The 15,134-nt window shown below is 64.2% G+C and carries 14 protein-coding genes; 9 read left to right on the top strand and 5 right to left on the bottom strand.

Annotated features, from left to right (window positions below):
* Positions 1–17: 17 nt before the first annotated feature.
* Complete coding sequence (locus FHP91_RS17375; RefSeq protein WP_144310790.1) at positions 18–1,970, bottom strand: sensor domain-containing diguanylate cyclase; 1,953 nt, start codon at positions 1,968–1,970, stop codon at positions 18–20.
* Positions 1,971–2,103: 133 nt separating this feature from the next.
* On the opposite strand from FHP91_RS17375, the gene gluQRS reads away from it, so the two are divergent.
* Together gluQRS and FHP91_RS17365 are read left to right on the top strand one after the other, a co-directional pair.
* Positions 2,104–3,024 (top strand): tRNA glutamyl-Q(34) synthetase GluQRS, encoded by a 921-nt coding sequence (gene gluQRS, locus FHP91_RS17370; RefSeq protein WP_144310811.1) that lies wholly within the window; start codon positions 2,104–2,106, stop codon positions 3,022–3,024.
* Positions 3,014–3,505 carry a CoA-binding protein gene (locus FHP91_RS17365; RefSeq protein WP_144310789.1) on the top strand — a complete coding sequence of 164 codons (492 nt, stop codon included), beginning with the start codon at positions 3,014–3,016 and terminating at the stop codon, positions 3,503–3,505. The genes gluQRS and FHP91_RS17365 overlap by 11 nt, the downstream gene beginning before the upstream one ends.
* A gap of 8 nt (positions 3,506–3,513) precedes the next feature.
* Here the strand turns inward: FHP91_RS17365 and clsB are convergent, their stop codons facing one another.
* Both clsB and FHP91_RS17355 read right to left on the bottom strand, forming a co-directional pair.
* Positions 3,514–4,704 (bottom strand): cardiolipin synthase ClsB, encoded by a 1,191-nt coding sequence (gene clsB, locus FHP91_RS17360; protein ID WP_144310788.1) that lies wholly within the window; start codon positions 4,702–4,704, stop codon positions 3,514–3,516.
* Positions 4,701–5,450, bottom strand: a complete 750-nt coding sequence (locus FHP91_RS17355) for an endonuclease/exonuclease/phosphatase family protein (protein WP_144310787.1) — start codon at positions 5,448–5,450, stop codon at positions 4,701–4,703. Before FHP91_RS17355 ends, clsB begins: the two co-directional genes overlap by 4 nt.
* A 97-nt stretch (positions 5,451–5,547) precedes the next feature.
* Here FHP91_RS17355 and FHP91_RS17350 point away from each other — a divergent pair, with 97 nt between their 5' ends.
* The 3 genes from FHP91_RS17350 to FHP91_RS17340 all read left to right on the top strand — a co-directional run bounded on the left by FHP91_RS17350 (position 5,548) and on the right by FHP91_RS17340 (position 8,908).
* Complete coding sequence (locus tag FHP91_RS17350; RefSeq protein ID WP_144310786.1) at positions 5,548–6,648, top strand: RuBisCO large subunit C-terminal-like domain-containing protein; 1,101 nt, start codon at positions 5,548–5,550, stop codon at positions 6,646–6,648.
* Positions 6,641–7,090: a cupin domain-containing protein gene (locus FHP91_RS17345; RefSeq protein WP_144310785.1), complete on the top strand. Its 450-nt coding sequence runs from the start codon at positions 6,641–6,643 to the stop codon at positions 7,088–7,090. The genes FHP91_RS17350 and FHP91_RS17345 overlap by 8 nt, the downstream gene beginning before the upstream one ends.
* A gap of 123 nt (positions 7,091–7,213) precedes the next feature.
* Positions 7,214–8,908 (top strand): methyl-accepting chemotaxis protein, encoded by a 1,695-nt coding sequence (locus tag FHP91_RS17340; RefSeq protein ID WP_144310784.1) that lies wholly within the window; start codon positions 7,214–7,216, stop codon positions 8,906–8,908.
* A 68-nt stretch (positions 8,909–8,976) separates the two neighbouring features.
* Here FHP91_RS17340 and nadA read toward each other — a convergent pair whose 3' ends face one another.
* Both nadA and FHP91_RS17330 read right to left on the bottom strand, forming a co-directional pair.
* A complete protein-coding gene (gene nadA, locus FHP91_RS17335; protein ID WP_144177747.1) occupies positions 8,977–10,077 on the bottom strand; it encodes a quinolinate synthase NadA in 1,101 nt (366 codons plus the stop codon).
* A gap of 54 nt (positions 10,078–10,131) precedes the next feature.
* Entirely contained in the window at positions 10,132–10,584 is a 453-nt protein-coding gene (locus FHP91_RS17330; protein WP_144177745.1) for a rhodanese-like domain-containing protein, read from the bottom strand.
* Between the two features lie 49 nt (positions 10,585–10,633).
* On the opposite strand from FHP91_RS17330, the gene FHP91_RS17325 reads away from it, so the two are divergent.
* The 4 genes from FHP91_RS17325 to glnL all read left to right on the top strand — a co-directional run bounded on the left by FHP91_RS17325 (position 10,634) and on the right by glnL (position 15,132).
* Positions 10,634–11,812, top strand: coding sequence for a cation diffusion facilitator family transporter (locus FHP91_RS17325; RefSeq protein WP_186301608.1), 1,179 nt, complete (start codon positions 10,634–10,636; stop codon positions 11,810–11,812).
* A 186-nt stretch (positions 11,813–11,998) separates the two neighbouring features.
* Positions 11,999–13,408, top strand: a complete 1,410-nt coding sequence (gene glnA, locus FHP91_RS17320; RefSeq protein WP_144177743.1) for a type I glutamate--ammonia ligase — start codon at positions 11,999–12,001, stop codon at positions 13,406–13,408.
* Between the two features lie 134 nt (positions 13,409–13,542).
* A complete protein-coding gene (locus FHP91_RS17315) occupies positions 13,543–14,022 on the top strand; it encodes a DUF4124 domain-containing protein (protein ID WP_313791162.1) in 480 nt (159 codons plus the stop codon).
* A 45-nt stretch (positions 14,023–14,067) separates the two neighbouring features.
* The gene (glnL, locus tag FHP91_RS17310; protein ID WP_144310782.1) at positions 14,068–15,132 is read left to right on the top strand and encodes a nitrogen regulation protein NR(II); all 1,065 of its coding nucleotides are present in this window, start codon (positions 14,068–14,070) and stop codon (positions 15,130–15,132) included.
* Positions 15,133–15,134: the final 2 nt, after the last annotated feature.

Below are 15,134 nucleotides of genomic sequence, written 5' to 3'. Positions count from 1 at the left end.
CCGGCGCCGGCCGTCATCTAGTTTGCCGTTCTGGCAGGACGTGCCACGGGCCGGGTACTTGCGCCAGTGTGCTGGGTGGGCGCCGCCGCGTTGTGGATCACATGGCGACTGCCGCCTTGTCGTTTGGCCTCATACATGGCGCCGTCAGCCCGTGCCAGCAAGGTCCGGGAGTTGGTGCCGTCGTCGGGGGAGATGGCCACTCCGACGCTGCCGCCGAGCAGATACTGTCGATCACCGGCCGCAATCGGTTGTGCCAGCGCCTCGGTGATTTTTTCGGCCACCATGCGGGCGGCCGCGATGTCTTCGATGTCGGGCAGGATGGCAACGAATTCGTCGCCGCCCAGCCGCGCGACGGTGTCGCTGGCGCGAATGGCCCCCTGAAGCCGTCGCGCGACCGCCACCAGCACCACATCGCCGATGGCGTGGCCGGCGGTGTCGTTGATGATCTTGAAGTTGTCGAGGTCGATAACCATCACCGCCAAGCGCTGGTCGCGGCGTGAGGCCTGGGCGATGGCCAGGTGCAGGCGATCGTCGAGCAGTCGACGGTTGGGCAGCCCGGTGAGCGTGTCGTGATAGGCCAGCTGCCGGAACTGCTCCGAGCCACGCATCTGTTCGGTCACTTCGGAGCCGATGCCATGATAGCCCGCGAAATTGCCCTGGGTGTCGAAGGTGGGGTTGCCACTCATCGAGAACCAGCGCACGTCTTGTGCGTCCTGGCTGCCATGCCAGATGAAGTCGCGGAACGGTTCGTGGCGCTCGATCTGTTGCTGAAGCGCGGACCAGCGCTCGGCGCTGACGCCGGAAATATGATGCAGCGCGCCGAGGGTCCGGCCGTAAGCGGCGGGCCCGAGCTGGGCCCGCTCCAGGCCAGGGCCGCTGACATGGGTGAAGCGCAGCTTGTCATCCCACTCCCAGTACCAGTCCGAGGTGAGCGTGATGAGTTGGCGATAGCGTGCTTCGGATTCGTGGAGCGTGGCCTCGGAGCGCAAGCGCGAGGTCAGATCCTGGCCAAGCCAGACCACGCCTTTGTCGAGGTGTTCGGCGTCGACCGCCTCGGCGGTAAACTCGACCCATAGCAATTCGCCGCTGGATCGGCGCAGGCGAATTTTTGTGCGAAAGGTGAGGCCACTGGCCAGGGCGTTGCGTGCCCGGTCGGCGTTGCGATGCCATTCCGCGGGGTCGGCCAGCCATTGCCACAAGGGGCGGCCACTGAGCCGGTCTTCGGACTCCCCGACCATGTTGGCGAAGCGGCGATTGCATTTGATCAGGCGCTCGCCGCGGGTGAACAGGATGGCTTCGCTGGCGCTGTCGAGAATGACGCGTTGCTCTTCGGCGAGGGTGTCGCTGCTGAGTCGCTGTGCGACGGTCGAGGTGAGTGTCAGGTGAAACAGTTCGTGGAGTGCGCCAAGCATCGCGGCGAAGACGCCAGTGGCGATGGCGGCTTGAGGCAGCGCCATGGGCGGGTCGGCGGCCAGTGTGGCGATGAGCGGGCCAACTCCCGGAATGATGAAGGCGAAAAAGACCAGTCGGCTGGGGGCGCAGATGCCCGTGCCGCCGAGCGCGACGATGCCCAGCAGCATGATGACCAGCGTCTGAGCGCCACTATTGGGGGTGTCGTTACCGAGTAGCGGGAGGGCGCCCCACAACGCGCCGACGAAGAAGGCGTTGGCCGCGAAACACCATTCGAGCCGGCGCAGCGACTCGCCCAGCTGAGGCCAGGTGGCACTGGCGCGAACCAGGCGGGCCGAAGTGAAGATGCCGATGACCATGGCAGCGCCCCAGGCGAGCAGCAGCAAGGGGTCGGTGGCGGGCCACAGCCATATCAGGGTGCCAAAGGTGCCGGCGAGCAGGGCGAGGATGCCGGCCCGGACGTTGACCGCCAGCAGACGCAGGGATTCGGCGTGCGCGCGCCGCGCTAAATCCTGTGCGCGCGCACGTTTTTGTCTGTGCTGGCGAAGTGATGCTTCCATGCAGACCACCCGAATCCAAAGGGAGTGCAACGACTGATTATCGACGTATCGGGCTCGCCTGTGTATTGACCATAGGTGATAGGTGGTTTGTCAGGTGCTCCCTCCGCTGCCTTGGTTTAGGATGTCGGCCATGATGAATCCCCCGTCGTCGCTACTGATCGGCCGGTTTGCGCCCTCCCCGAGCGGCCCCCTGCATTTTGGTTCGGTAGTGGCCGCGGTTGGCAGTTATTTGTCCGTGCGCGCGGCAGGTGGGCGTTGGTTGTTGCGCATTGAGGATGTGGATGCGCCGCGCTCGATGCCTGATGCGGCCGAGGGCATTATCGTCACGCTCGCGCGTTTGGGCTTCGAGTGGGACGGCCCCATCGTGTGGCAGCATGCGCGGCTCGAGGCGTATGCCGACGCGCTGCAGTCGCTGCGTGATCATGGGAGGGTGTATGGCTGCGCCTGTACGCGCAAGATGCTGGCCGACGCGCCGCGCGCGGCAGATGGCTCGGCCCGCTACCCAGGCACCTGTCGTGCGGGTCTGCTGCCGGGACAGTCGGCGCGGGCGTGGCGTTTTCGCGTATCGCCGGGCGTGGTGCGTTTTGATGACGACGTGCAAGGGCCGATGGCCGAAGACGTGCTGGCCGATGTGGGCGATTTTGTGCTGCGGCGCGCCGATGGGCTGTTTGCCTATCAACTGGCGGTGGTGCTCGATGATGCGGCGGCGGGCGTGACCGAGGTGGTGCGCGGCATTGATCTGCTACCCTCTACCGCGCGACAGATTGCGCTCCAGCAGGCGCTGAAGTTGCCGACGCCGCGCTATGCGCATCTGCCGGTGGTGGTGGACGCCGCGGGGCAGAAGTTGTCGAAGCAGTCGCTCGCCCGTGCAGTCGATGAGTTGCCCGATACGCAGGTGCTGTTCGATGCGCTGGTGTGCCTGGGGCAGTCGCCACCTGTGGATTTGCGCGGCGCGCCGCTTGCGCAAATCTGGGCGTGGGCGCAGGCTCACTGGTCGATGAATGCCGTACCTCGCCGCCCTGCGGTCAATGCAAGGAGTGACTATGATCGATGACGCCGATGGCCTGCGCCGCGTGTTGGCGCAAACACGGACGATTGCGGTGGTCGGCTTGTCGGCCAAATGGAATCGACCCAGTTTTTTCGCCGCGCAATACATGCAGCAGCGCGGCTACACCATCATTCCGGTCAACCCGGCCTATGACACGGTGCTGGGGCAGACCTGCTATCCGAGCCTGCGGGACATCCCCGGCCCGGTGGACATGGTCGATTGCTTCCGCAAACCCGAAGACCTGCAGCCGATTGTGGATGATGCGATCGCCATCGGCGCGCGCAGTCTGTGGCTGCAACTCGGGGTGATCAACCACGAGGCCGTGGCGCGCGCCGAAGCAGCGGGCCTTGAGGTGGTGATGGATCGTTGCGTAAAGATCGAATACGCTCGGCTGTTCGGCGGTCTGGGCTGGTTCGGGGTCAATACCGGGGTGATTTCAAGCAAGCGCCCCGTGCCGCCGCCGCGCGGCGATACTGACCGGCGCTAGCCGGTGGATCAGCGCTCCGCCGTGTCGCGGTCGCCGCCGTAGCCCGACAGCCCCACCGCAAAGCGCACCAGGGCGTAGGCGATCCAGTGCAGGCCGCGCTTGAACAGCGATTTGTGGCGCCAACGGCTGGGCTCCAGTTCGGTCGCGCCGGTGCTTATCGCGTGATCCAGGCGCTCGCGAAGCCGTCGGGCAAAACCGTCGTCACGAATGATGACGTTGCCCTCCCGCGCCAGCAACAGGCTGAACGGGTCGAAGTTGCTGGAGCCTACGGTGGCCCAGTGGCCGTCGATGACCGCGACCTTGGCGTGCAGGAAACTGCGGTGATATTCAAAAATCCGGACCCCGTGGCGTAGCAGGGCGGGGTAGAGGGCTTTGGTGGCGTAATGCTGCAGCGCGTATTCGACGCGGCCTTGCAGCAGGATGATGACGCGCACGCCGCGATCCGCCGCGCCGGTCAGTGCCTTGCGCACCCGACGGCCGGGCAGGAAATAGGCGTTGGCGATCACGATCTCGTCGGTGGCGTTGGCAATGGCGTCGAGATAGGCGGTTTCGATGTCGCGCCGGTGGCGCAGGTTGTCGCGAATGACAAAGGCGGCGCTGATCTTGCCGGCGGCATCGGTGCGCGGCTCGAGCGTGTCCTTGAGGCGCAGGCGCTGGCGAAAGCTGGCCCAGGCGACAAGCTCCCACAGGCGGCGGGCGCTGTCGTGTATCGGCTGCAGCAGCGGACCTTCGATCCGGATTGCGTAGTCGTGGCGCGGGTGGTCGGGCAGCGCGGTGTTGTGATCGTCGATGATGTTGATGCCGCCCACAAACGCAATTCGCCCGTCGATGGTCGCCAGCTTGCGGTGCAGGCGTCGCAGGCGGTGGCGACGCAGCAGCAACCGGCCGACCTCGCGCCGATACACCAGCATGCGCACGCCTTTGTCGACCAGCAGGTTCATATGGCTGGCGACAAAGTCGCGGCTGCCAAACCCATCGACCAGCAGACTGACCACCACACCGCGCTCGGCGGCCCGTACCAGGGCGTCGGTGATCAATTCACCGATGCGGTCGTGGCGAAAGATGTAGGTCTCCAGAAACACTTCCTTGCGTGCGTGGTCGATGGCCAAGGCCAGGGCCGGAAAAAATTCGGCGCCGGTCTCGAGCAGCGTGATGGCGTTGCCCTCGCTGAAGTGCGGCCACAACTCGCGCGGAATCATGCCGGCCAAGCCAGATCGGCGGTGAGCGCCGCGTGGTCAGAGATACGCGACCAGGGCTGGCCGAAGTGCACCTGACTGGCGCTGACCTCGAGCCCGCGCACATAAATACGATCGAGTCGGAACAGTGGCAGGCGACTCGGAAAGCTGCGCGCTGGTGTGCCGTCCGCGCCAGCAAAGGCTTCGCGCACGCCGAGTCGCTCGACCAGCAGATCTTCGGCATGATTGCGCCAGTCGTTGAAATCGCCCGCGATCAGCAGCGGTGCGTCATTGCCGGCGAGCGCTTCCATACGCCGGGCGAGGGCGTCCATCTGCCGGCGCCGGCTGCCGGCCATCAGGCCCAGATGCACGCAAACACAGTGGATGGTTGGCCGGTCCGGTCCCGGTGAAATTTCGCAGTGGAGCAGGCCGCGGCGCTCGAAGCGGTGGTCCGACACATCCTGGTTGTGGCTGCTCAGAATCGGGTAGCGGCTGAGGATCGCGTTGCCATGGTGGCCGTGGTCGTAGATCGCGTTGCCGCCGTATGCGCTGGCCGGCCAGATGTCGCGCGCGAGGAACTCATGCTGCGGCTCGACCGGCCAGTCCGGGTGGCGCGTGGCGTGGCGAAAATGCAGGCCCTGCACCTCTTGAAGAAAGACGATGTCGACTTCAAGCTGGCGCAGCCGGTCGCGCAACTCGTGAATCACCATGCGGCGATTGAACTGCGAGAAGCCTTTGTGGATGTTGTAGGTGCAAATACGCAAGTTCATGACAGTCGGAGGCTCCCGGCCAAAGACGGCATAATCCGGGGGGTGGTCGATGTAGCACCGATCGAAGACTCAGAATGAAAAGGTATACCAGACTCCCATGAAATGGATGCATGTCACTTACCGGATTGCGGCCTCGGCCGACGATATTGACGCGCGCGCCGAGGCGCTGGCCCGTGAGCAAAGCGTGGAGTGTCCGGCCGCTGCCGTGCGCGACGTGCGGGTGCGCGAGGCGGTGATGGGCAAGGTGATTGCGATCGGGCCCGATGGGCCGGATCACTTCCGGGCGTGTATTGCGCTGGCGCTGGAGACGGTGGGCGATGACGCCGGCCAGCTGCTCAACATGTTGTTTGGCAATGCCTCGCTGCAGCCCGATGTGAGTGTGCTCGACGTGGCCTGGCCGGATGGCCTGCCCGATTTGCCGGGACCACGTTTTGGTGTGGCCGGTGTACGCGAGCGCCTCGGCGTGCCGCGCGGCGCAATCACCTGCACCGCGCTCAAACCGGTTGGCAGTTCGGTGGCCGCGCTGGCCGCGCTGGCTGGCCAGCAGGCGCGGGCGGGCTTTCATCTGATCAAGGACGACCACGGGTTGGCCGACCCGGTCAGCGCGCCCTTTGCCGAGCGGGTGCCGGCGATTCAGGCGGCGGTGGATGCGGCCAACCGTGACACCGGCGGGCGCTGTGTGTATGCGCCGAACCTGTCGGGCGGGCCGCGGGCCGTGCAGGGCCAGCTCGCCATTTGCCGGTCGGCCGGCGTGGGTGCGGTGATGCTGTGTCCGCTGGTGCTGGGCGTGTCGCAGGTGGTTGAACTGGTGCGCGATGAACTTGATGTGCCGGTGTTGGCCCACCCCGCGCTGGGCGGCGGCCTGCGCATTGATCCGGCATTGCTGTTTGGTACGCTGTTTCGCTTGATCGGGGCCGATATGGTGATCTTCCCCAACCACGGCGGGCGCTTCAGCTATGACGTGGCAAGCTGCCAGCAAATCGCCGCCGCTCTGTCCATGCCACTTGGCAAGCATGCGCCGGCCTTGCCGGTGCCGGCTGGGGGCATGACGCCCGAGCGGGTGGGGGAGATGTGCGCCAGCTATGGCGAGGACGTGGTCTTGCTGGTCGGCGGCGCCTTGTTGGCGGCCCAGGACCCGGCACGGGCGATGCGGGGCTTTGTCGAGGCCGTGGCGGCCGAAGGAGTGAAGCATGGATGAGCGGCCGATTCGGCGGGCGCTGCCCGGCTACCGCTGGGACGCTGTCGAGGTACTGGCCTACAAGGCTGAGGGTGCTGCACCTTTCAAGGATGTGACGCGTCAGCGCTTGTTTCAGGCGGACGATCTGGGGTGTGAGCTGCGCTATTTCGAGGTGGCGGCCGAGGGGCATTCCACCCTCGAGCGGCACGAACACGCGCATGCGGTGATGGTGTTGCGGGGGCGGGGCGCCTGCCTGGTGGGCGAGCGCGTTCAGTCGATCGGCCCGCATGACTTGGTGCATATCCCGGCCTGGACCTGGCACCAGTTTCGCGCCAACGGTACCGAGCCGCTCGGGTTCTTGTGCATGGTTAACGCCGAGCGTGATCGCCCGCAACTGCCCACGGCGGAGGATCTGGCGGCGCTCAAACAAGACCCGAAGCGCGCGGCCTTCATTCGCAGTTGACCACTGTCAATTTTTCGACACAAAGTTGGCCCGAATAGGGTGAGTGCCATCAAGTCGGCGGCAGCGCCGTCGTAAGGAAGGGCATCGTTCTTAAGGCCCCGTCCTGGGGCATCGGGTGGCGTCATGCAATGGTTCAATCGAATGGGGCTGGCCCGCCAGTTTCTGCTTCCGGTGGTCGTCAGTGGGTTGGTGGTGATGGCGGCGGTCATGCTGTTGTTGAACCAGATGCGCAGCGACACTGCGACCGCGGCCGGCATCAATACTGCGTCGGCCGTGGCCGACCAGATCATTTCGCTGCGTGCGTTCTACACCAAGGAAATCGTGCCCCGCGCCCGCACCGCCGGCGCCACGCTGAACTACGATTTTCTCGATCACAACAATGTGTTGCCGCTGCCCGCGACCCTGGTCAAAACCCTGGGCGAGAGCATCGCGCGGGATCACGAGGGCATGCAGGTGCGGCTCTACAGTCGCTTCCCGTTTCCGCATCGCGCCAAGACGGAGCGCTATGACGCGTTTGAGCAGGCGGCGCTGGATGCGCTGGACAAGAGTCCCAAAACACCGTTCAGCCGCGTTGAAACCATCAATGGTCGGCTGTCGCTGCGCTATGCCGTGGGCGACCTGATGGCCGAGGGCTGCGTGGGCTGCCACAACAGCCACCCGGAAACCCCGAAGAACGACTGGAAGGTGGGTGATCTGCGCGGCGTGATCGGTGTGACGGTGCCCATCGACGGCATCGCCAACGAGATCAACGGTGGTGTCGGCCAGGTCATGGCGCTGATTCTTGGCGGCGGCCTGCTGGTCGCGGTGCTGGCCTGGTTCGTGGCGCGACGGGTGTCGATGAGTGCTGCAGCGCTCAGCGATGCGGCGCATCAGGTGCAGGTCAATTGTGACCTGCGGGTACGGGCGCCCGAGGGTACCGGCGAGCTGGCGCGGATATCGGACAGTTTCAATCATCTGCTCGACTCGCTGAACGAGATCATTCGCGGCGTGCGCAGCAATGCCGAAGCGGTGGATGGCTCCGCACAGCGCTTGAGTACGGCGGCCGAGCAAGTGCATGCGGCGTCGACGGCGCAAGCCGATGCGGCGGCCGAAACCGCGGCGGCGATGGAGGAAATGTCGGTCAGCGTCAGCACCGTGGCCGACCATGCCAGCGACGTAACGGGGCTGGCGGGCGACAATCTGTCTCAGGCCAGGCAGGGGCAGAAGACGCTGGCGGAGCTGTCATCGGAGTTGGTGCGTACCGAAGCGGCGGTGCATGCGATTGCCGAGTCGGTGACCGAGTTCGTGGCCCGCACGCGCAGCATCGAGAACATGACCGGGCAGGTGACCGAAATCGCTGAGCAGACCAATCTGCTCGCGCTGAATGCCGCCATCGAAGCCGCTCGGGCCGGTGAGCAGGGCCGTGGTTTTGCGGTGGTGGCCGATGAAGTGCGCAAGCTGGCCGAGAAATCGGCCAAGGCCGCGCACGAGATTGATCGCGTGACTGCCTCGCTGGCGGATCAGTCCAAGTCGGTGGAGAGCGCGGTGGCCCAGGGCACGGCCGCGCTGGATGCCGGCAAGGTGCATCTGGACAGCATGAACGGCATCATGGCGGCGACCGGCGAATCGGCTACCCGGGCAGCACAGGGGATGACCGAGATTTCGGGGTCGGTGAAAGAGCAGACCTGCGCGAGCCATACCATTGCGCAGCACGTGGAGCAGATCGCACGCGCGACCGACGAAAATGCGGCGGCTGTGGCGCGCACGGCTGAAGCGGCTGAATCGCTGCGTCAGCTATCGACCGACCTGAAAGCCTCGGTGGACCGCTTCCAGGTCTAAGGTCTAAGCCCAACAGACAACAAAAACGGCGCCGATTCAGGCGCCGTTGTTGTTGGTGTAACGCGGGCTCAGGACACCGAGAGCATCCGCTCCAGCGCGACCTTGGCCATCTCGGCCTCGTGCGGCGGTACCGAGATGCGATTGACCACCTTGCCTGCGACCAGGTTTTCCAGCGTCCAGGCCAGGTGCTGCGGGTCGATGCGCTGCATGGTCGAGCACATGCACACGGTCGGCGCCATGAATTCGACGATGGTGCCGCGGGCCTTTTCTTCTTCGGCCAGGCGATTGACCAGATTCAGCTCGGTGCCCACCAGCCAGCGCGAGCCATCGGGGCCGGCCTTGATGGTCTTGATGATGTATTCGGTCGAGCCGACGTAATCGGAGTTCTTGCATACCTCGAGGTTGCTCTCGGGGTGGGAGATGACGAACCCGTCCGGGTGCTGCATGCGCCAGCGGCGGATGTGGCTCTCCTGGAACATCTGGTGCACCGAGCAGTGGCCTTTCCACAGCAGGATGCGGGCCTTCTTGATCTGCTCGGGGGTGAGGCCGCCGTATTCCTGGTCCGGGTCCCAGACCAGCATTTCGTCGAGCGGGATGTCCTGCTTGTAGCCCGTCCAGCGGCCGAGGTGCTGGTCGGGGAAGAACAGCACCTTCTCGCGCTGCTTGAACGACCAGTCGAGGATGGTCGGTGCGTTGGTCGAGGTGCACACGATGCCGCCGTGCTCGCCGCAGAAGGCCTTCAGGTCGGCGGCCGAGTTGATGTAGGTGACCGGTGTGATGAGCTCGTCCGGATTGCCGAGCACCTCGGTCAGCTCGCGCCAGCAGCGCTCGACCTTGGCCAGATTGGCCATGTCGGCCATCGAACAGCCCGCGGCGAGGTCGGGCAGGATCGCGATCTGCTGGTCGCTGGACAGGATGTCAGCCACCTCGGCCATGAAGTGCACGCCGCAGAACACGATGTACTCGGCACTGGTCTCGGAGGCCAGCTTGGCCAGCTTGAGCGAGTCGCCGGTGAGGTCGGCGTATTGATAGACGTCGGCGCGCTGGTAGTGATGACACAGCAGCACGGCCTTGTCGCCCAGCTTGGCGCGGGCCGCGCGGATGCGCGCGTGGGCGTCCTCGTCCTTGAGGGCGTTGAAGCGGTCGAAATTGATGGTAGCGACTTCCATGTCCTTCCTTGTGGTCAGGTACGCGTATCAGACAGTGTGCGGGGGAATCGGTTCTCAGCCCTGCTGCCAGGGCAGGCCGGCCTTGCGCCAGCCGCCGATGGCATTGCGGCGGCCGCGGGCATCCTTGTCACCTTCGAAGCCTTCGAGCACGTTGTAGCTGTTCGAGTAGCCGGCCTCGGTGGCCACCGTTGCCGCCTTGCTTGAGCGTTGGCCGCTGCGGCAGATGAACAGCACCACCGCCTCCGGATCGATCTGGCGTTTCAGTTCGGTCAGGAAGTGCGGATTGGGTTGGTTGCCAGGGTAGCTCATCCACTCGATTTCGGCCGCGTCGGGAATCCGCCCGACCCAGTCCCACTCGGCGCGGGTACGCACATCGACCAGACGTGCGCCGGGGGCGGCTTGCCACACCTGGTGCGCTTCGGTTGGCGTGAGGGCGCCAGCGTAGGGGAGGTTCAGGTCGCGGGCACGTTGTTGCGCCAGCGAAAGAATATCGGTGAGTGTGCCCATGGCGGCGATCCGGCTAGAATGGCGGACTCGCAAGTATACCCGTTCAGCCATGACTGGCGAAGCCAAGCCCACCCCCATGCCGATTGACGACGCCCAGCGCTCGCGCCAAGCCCAGCAGGTCACGCTCGTCGCCATGGCGACCAACCTGACGCTGACCGTGTTCCAGCTGATTGTTGGCCTTTTTTCCAACGCCTTCAGTCTGGTGGCCGATGCCATGCACACGCTGTCGGATCTGCTGACCGACGGCCTGGTGCTGCTGGCGGCGCGCAAAGGTGCGGACCCGGCCGACGCCAACCATCCCTACGGCCACGATCGCATCGAGACCGTGGTGTCGATGTTCCTCGGGCTGGTGCTTGTGGTGGTCGGTTGCGGCTTTTTGTGGAGCGCCGGTGTCCGTATTCAGGGCGCCGATGCCTTGCCGCCGCTGCATCCCATCGCGTTGTGGATGGCGCTGGGCACCCTGGTGGCCAAAGAAGCCTTGTTCCGATTTACGCTCGCGGCCAGTCGCCGGCTCGATTCGCGCATGCTCGAGGCCAATGCCTGGCATGCCCGCACCGACGCGGCCTCCTCGCTGGTGGTGGCGATCGGCATCGGTGGCGGCTTGCTCGGCTACCGATTTGTCGAGCCGCTGGCGGCTGCGCTGGTCGGTTTCATGATTTTGCGCATGGGTGTCATGCTGGCCGCGGCCGCGATTCGCGAGCTGGTGGATACGGCGGTGTCGGAAGAGGTGGTGAACAAGATTCGTGACACCATCGCGGCCACCCCCGGCGCGCGTGGCGTGCACGACCTGCGCACCCGGCGCATGGCGCATCGTATTTTGTGCGACGCGCATGTGCTGGTGGATCCGCGCATCAGTGTGTCCGAGGGGCACGCCATTGCCGAGGCGGTGCGACTGCGGGTGTGCCGGCAGCACGCCAACGTACAGGATGTGCTGGTGCACATCGATGCCGAGGACGATCTCGATGTTCCGGTGATCCCCGTTGGGCCGATGCCCGATCGTCAGACGCTGGCCGGCTGGCTGCCGGGACTGCTGGGCGATGAAACGCCCGCGCCGAAACGCATGCTGGTCCACCACCTTGGTGGCCGGGTTGAGCTTGAATTGTTTTTTCCACTGGACTGGCTTTCCACTGACGGACGGGTCGCGCAGCTGAATGCCCGCCTGAAGGCGCACTTGCCCACTCACCCGGAAATTCGGGCTGTGCGCTTGCATGGGTTGGTTGCACAGTAATGGTGCAGAACAGAAATTGAGGCACCATTTCGGTGCGCTGACGTTCCGGCTTGGCCCCGAATTGGGGCGAAAAGGGTCGTCGTTTCGTGGGGTAAGTCGTGGCATGATATCTGCTAAGAAAAACCCCGTTGATTTGCCAGTCATGGCAGGTTTTGTCTAATTCGCCTCACCACGCTAGGAGTGACCATGAGTCCTGAGAATGTCATGAAGATGATCGAAGACAACGAAGCGCGCTTCGTTGACTTCCGTTTCACCGATACCCGCGGCAAGGAACAGCACGTGACCGTGCCGGTGTCCGCCTTTGAGCTCGATCACTTCGAGCATGGTCATCCCTTCGATGGTTCGTCCATCGCCGGTTGGAAAGGCATCCAGGCCTCCGACATGATCCTCATGCCGGAAGCGTCCTCTGCCTACATTGACCCGTTCTACGACGAAACCACGCTGGTGCTGGCTTGCGACGTGATCGAGCCGTCCGACGGCAAGGGCTACGACCGCGACCCGCGTTCGATCGCCAAGCGCGCCGAGGCCTATCTGAAGAGCTCCGGCATTGGTGACACCGCCTACTTCGGTCCGGAACCCGAGTTCTTCATTTTTGACGCAGTGGAATGGTCGGTCGACATGTCCGGCGTCTACAGCAAGATCGTCTCCGAAGAGGCCGCCTGGTCGACCGCCGACAAGTTTGAAGGTGGCAACACCGGTCACCGTCCGCGTGTCAAGGGCGGTTACTTCCCCGTCCCGCCGGTCGATAGCCTGAACGATATCCGTGCCGCCATGTGCCTGGCCCTCGAAGCCTGCGGCGTGCCGGTCGAAGTGCATCACCACGAAGTGGCCAACGCAGGTCAGTGCGAAATCGGTACCAAGTTCAGCACCCTGACCCAGCGTGCTGACTGGACCCAGCTGCTCAAGTACATCGTGCACAACGTGGCCCATCAGTACGGCAAGACCGCCACTTTCATGCCCAAGCCCATCGTTGGTGACAACGGCTCCGGTATGCATGTGCACCAGTCGATCTGGAAAGACGGCCAGAACCTGTTCGCCGGCAACGGCTACGCCGGTCTGTCCGACATGGCCCTGTACTACATCGGCGGCATCATCAAGCACGCTCGCGCGCTGAACGCCATCACCAACCCGGCGACCAACTCGTACAAGCGTCTCGTGCCCCACTACGAAGCGCCGACCAAGCTGGCTTACTCGGCCCGCAACCGCTCCGCGTCGATCCGCATTCCGTACGTCGCCAACCCGAAGGGCCGCCGTATCGAAGCCCGTTTCCCGGATCCGATGGCCAACCCGTACCTGTGCTTCGCCGCGCTGCTGATGGCCGGCCTGGACGGTATCCAGAACAAGATTCACCCGGGCGACGCCGCCGACAAGAACCTGTACGACCTGCCGCCGGAAGAGGATGCACTGATCCCGACCGTGTGTACCAGTCTTGATCAGGCACTGGAATACCTCGACAAGGATCGTGAGTTCCTGACCCGTGGCGGTGTGTTCTCCAATGACTTTATCGATGCCTACATCGCACTGAAGTCGGAAGAAGTGGACCGTCTGCGTATCACCACGCACCCGGTCGAATTCGATCTGTACTACAGTCTGTAAGCCGAATTTCGGCTGATGCGTTGTAAAAGGACGGGGCATGCCCCGTCCTTTTTTCTTTTTGGGGGCCGGAGGCGAAGCAAACCGCCGCGCGGGTTGCTACACTGGGCCATCCAACAAATCGTATGGACATGCCAATGAAATGTGTTCTTGTGCTTGCCGCTGCGCTGATCAGCCCGCTGGCGCTGGCCGATGTCTATAAATGCGTCGAGACCGATCCGGCCACCGGTCAGAAGCGGGTGACCTACACCAATTCGCGCGACGCCAAAGACTGTGAGCGTCTGAGCCGGGATCTGCCGGTATCTTCGGTGCCGGGCACCTCGACCGGCAAGGCGCCGGCCGCGTCACCGTCGAGCGGGAGCTTCCCTAAAGTGTCGTCCGACGATCAGCGCGCACGCGATGCCGATCGCCGCAAGTTGCTCGAAACCGAACTGGCGACCGAAGAGGCGTCACTCGAAGCGGCCCGCAAGGCGCTGGACGAAGCCGACGCGGTGCGTTACGGCAATGAACGCAACTACCAGAAGAAGCTCGACCGCCTCAAGCCGTTCCAGGACGCCGTTGCGCAGCATGAGCGCAACATTGAGGCCTTGAAAAAAGAACTTTCCAATCTGCGTTGATCGCGCCGCAGGAAGTGGCGCGTTAATTGCTCTGACTTCCTGCATATGACTCAAGACGCCACCCGAAACAATCAGTTTGCCGGTCTCGACCTGTTGTCGACCGCTGTGGTGCTGGTCGATGAAAAGCTCATCGTTCGCTACCTCAACGCAGGTTCCGAAAACCTCTTCGGCGTCAGCGCCCGTCGTCATGCCGGTCGCTCGCTGGGCGCCTTGCTGGGCGAGCCGCCCGGCCTGGCGCCAGCGCTCTACAACGCCCTCAACAACAACTGGAGCTACACCGGTAAGGATCTGCGCATCGTGCCGCCCGGTCGCGAGTGCACGATCGAGGTCGACTGCACGGTCAGTCCGGTCGAGGCGCCGGGGGTTCGTTTGCTGCTGGAGTTCCGGCCGATCGAAGCGCAGCTGCGTGTCACACGCGAAGAGGTGCTGCTGCAGCAGCAGCAGGCCAATCGCGAGTTGATCCGCAATCTGGCGCATGAAATCAAGAACCCACTGGGCGGCATTCGCGGCTCTGCGCAGTTGCTCGAAGGCGAGCTGGACGATCCGCAGCTCAAGGAATACACCCAGGTCATCATTGCCGAGGCCGATCGGCTGCAGGCGCTGATGAAGCGGCTGCTCGGCACGCACGCGGTCATGCGCCCGGCGCCGCTCAATTTCCATGATGTTCTCGAACGTGTCCGGCGGCTGATCCTGGCTGAATTTCCTGGCGTGATCGTGCGGCGCGATTACGACACCAGCCTGCCCGACCTGACCGGAGATCGTGAGCAACTCATTCAAACCGTCCTCAATATCGTGCGCAACGCCGCGCAAGCCGTGGAGGGCGAGGGCGAGATCATTTTGCGCACCCGCGCCGCCCGCCAGGTCACCCTAGCCAAGCGCCGGCACAAACTGGCACTCGAATTGCAAGTGATCGACAACGGCCCGGGGATTCCTGAAGAAATTCGTGACCAGATCTTCTATCCCCTGGTATCGGGCCGAGACGGAGGGAGCGGACTGGGGCTGTCGTTGGCGCAAGGCTTTGTTGAGCAGCACCACGGCATGATTGAAGTCGATAGCGTCCCCGGACGTACTTGTTTCACCTTGCTGTTGCCGATTGCGGACCGTCAATGAAC

The sequence above is a fragment of the Denitromonas halophila genome, from assembly GCF_007625155.1.
GTDB lineage: Bacteria > Pseudomonadota > Gammaproteobacteria > Burkholderiales > Rhodocyclaceae > Nitrogeniibacter > Nitrogeniibacter halophilus.
Note: the sequence above shows the minus strand (reverse complement) of the source record. Positions and strands in the feature narration are given on the sequence as shown.

Bases quoted from the DNA above. Each gene is read 5' to 3' on its own strand.
- glnL (WP_144310782.1), top strand. From the start codon at position 14,068: ATGACTCAAGACGCCACCCGAAACAATCAGTTTGCCGGTCTCGACCTG.
- FHP91_RS17375 (WP_144310790.1), bottom strand. From the start codon at position 1,970: ATGGAAGCATCACTTCGCCAGCACAGACAAAAACGTGCGCGCGCACAG.
- FHP91_RS17325 (WP_186301608.1), top strand. From the start codon at position 10,634: ATGACTGGCGAAGCCAAGCCCACCCCCATGCCGATTGACGACGCCCAG.
- FHP91_RS17345 (WP_144310785.1), top strand. From the start codon at position 6,641: ATGGATGAGCGGCCGATTCGGCGGGCGCTGCCCGGCTACCGCTGGGAC.
- gluQRS (WP_144310811.1), top strand. From the start codon at position 2,104: ATGAATCCCCCGTCGTCGCTACTGATCGGCCGGTTTGCGCCCTCCCCG.
- FHP91_RS17355 (WP_144310787.1), bottom strand. From the start codon at position 5,450: ATGAACTTGCGTATTTGCACCTACAACATCCACAAAGGCTTCTCGCAG.
- clsB (WP_144310788.1), bottom strand. From the start codon at position 4,704: ATGATTCCGCGCGAGTTGTGGCCGCACTTCAGCGAGGGCAACGCCATC.
- nadA (WP_144177747.1), bottom strand. From the start codon at position 10,077: ATGGAAGTCGCTACCATCAATTTCGACCGCTTCAACGCCCTCAAGGAC.
- glnA (WP_144177743.1), top strand. From the start codon at position 11,999: ATGAGTCCTGAGAATGTCATGAAGATGATCGAAGACAACGAAGCGCGC.
- FHP91_RS17315 (WP_313791162.1), top strand. From the start codon at position 13,543: ATGAAATGTGTTCTTGTGCTTGCCGCTGCGCTGATCAGCCCGCTGGCG.
- FHP91_RS17350 (WP_144310786.1), top strand. From the start codon at position 5,548: ATGAAATGGATGCATGTCACTTACCGGATTGCGGCCTCGGCCGACGAT.
- FHP91_RS17330 (WP_144177745.1), bottom strand. From the start codon at position 10,584: ATGGGCACACTCACCGATATTCTTTCGCTGGCGCAACAACGTGCCCGC.
- FHP91_RS17365 (WP_144310789.1), top strand. From the start codon at position 3,014: ATGATCGATGACGCCGATGGCCTGCGCCGCGTGTTGGCGCAAACACGG.
- FHP91_RS17340 (WP_144310784.1), top strand. From the start codon at position 7,214: ATGCAATGGTTCAATCGAATGGGGCTGGCCCGCCAGTTTCTGCTTCCG.